This window comes from Acetobacter sp. UBA5411 (assembly GCF_002409645.1).
GTDB lineage: Bacteria > Pseudomonadota > Alphaproteobacteria > Acetobacterales > Acetobacteraceae > Acetobacter.
The window spans coordinates 15,513-16,525 of record NZ_DHNR01000044.1; the positions used below are offsets into that span (position 1 = coordinate 15,513).

Here is a 1,013-nt window from a genome sequence, read left to right on the forward strand (position 1 = left end):
AACGCTGCCTCGATCTTTTGCAGCTCGCGCGAGACGTGCAGGCTAAGGCTGGCAGGGTCAGATGGAAACGGTGCCCGCGTGTAGCCTTGGACCGCGACTTCCTGCGCCACCTTAGACATTCAAGGCCAGCCGTTTCTGGAGTAGATCAGCATTCAGCTTGTGCCGATAGGCGGCCAGACCGTCCGAATACGGACATTCCGCATATCTTGCTTCCACACGCGAGCAAAACCAGTCGAGCAGGGCCTTCTGATCCTGCTGTTCCTGTGTGGGCTGCTTACGGTCGGAATGATAGGCGAGGGTGCGCCCCTCGCATTGTAGTTCTGTTATCGTGTCCCCCATCCTGTTAGGTCCAGGTCAAAGCCTGTGACATTGAAATCCGTGGTGGCAGACGCATCCACGCGAATAGCGAGGAAGCGGCCATTCACACGAGTGTTGAATTGATACTGCGTCACCGGGTTAAACAGCACGGACGCGCCGTAGCTCACATCTAGGGCAGGTGTCATGGAACCGCCCACAGAAATGCTGATACCGTCCCCGGTTGCCATGTCCGTCAGCGGAAGCACCCGGCGCAGCTGCTTGCAGGACGCCAGCGGGGCGTTGTCCATCCACGCCTGCTTGATATCCAGTGTGATCCCCTTCCGCTCCAGATATGCAGGGTAGTTGGCATCGCTGGGCATGGACAGGTTCAAGACAGGATTGATTATGGCATCATACGCCAGAACCCGGTCCTGCGTGGGTCCAGCCGAAGGGGTCTCACACGAACCGAACAAAGACAGAGGCGCGTACGCACCTGCATCGTTCTCCCACGTCCCGGCCGGGTCGTCAGTCCAGGGGGTCGTGGCGTCCGTTCCCCAGATCGTGAATCCCATGTAATGCAGGGAATACCCGCATGTGACGTTGGGCAGGTCGATAATGCTCCACGTATCCTCGACGTAGTTATACGACACCGCCCGGTTGCAATATGCGCCAGCGATGCTGGACGTTGACGACCTGTAGCAGAACAGGATTTCCTT

2 protein-coding genes are annotated in these 1,013 nt (G+C 58.1%); both read right to left on the reverse strand.

Features of this window, described 5'->3' with window-relative positions:
* Nucleotides 1–111 precede the first annotated feature (111 nt).
* On the reverse strand, nt 112–339 hold the full coding sequence (locus tag B3759_RS16605) for a hypothetical protein (RefSeq protein WP_291367735.1): 228 nt from the start codon (nt 337–339) through the stop codon (nt 112–114).
* A partial coding sequence (locus tag B3759_RS16610) for a hypothetical protein (protein ID WP_291367737.1) occupies nt 324–1,013 on the reverse strand: 690 nt, incomplete at its 5' end. The genes B3759_RS16605 and B3759_RS16610, both read right to left, overlap by 16 nt.